Here is a 238-nt window from a genome sequence, read left to right as displayed (position 1 = left end):
CGGGCGCCGCTGGGGCGACTATCCGGACTTTAGCGCCGCCGACGCGGACGGCGCGATGCTGCTGCGCCAGGACATCCGCCTGCTGCCGCAGCTGTTCGACGTCGCGACGCACGAATACGTGCGGCTCGCACGCGAAGGCGCCATCGAGCCGGACCGGATCGATCACTTCCTCTGTCACTACTCGTCGCAGAAGTTCGCGCCGGTGGTGCGTCGCTGCCTGCAGCTCGCGCAGCTCGAG

Annotated in this window: 1 pseudogene; it reads left to right on the top strand. The window is 69.3% G+C overall.

The features are described 5' to 3' along the window. A pseudogene (locus SB660_RS23595) lies at positions 1-238 on the top strand (beta-ketoacyl-ACP synthase III); the annotation flags it as partial.

It is taken from the genome of Bacillus sp. SIMBA_005 (assembly GCF_046535585.1).
Lineage (GTDB): Bacteria > Bacillota > Bacilli > Bacillales > Bacillaceae > Bacillus > Bacillus pumilus.
This window is presented reverse-complemented; position numbering and strand designations above follow the sequence as displayed.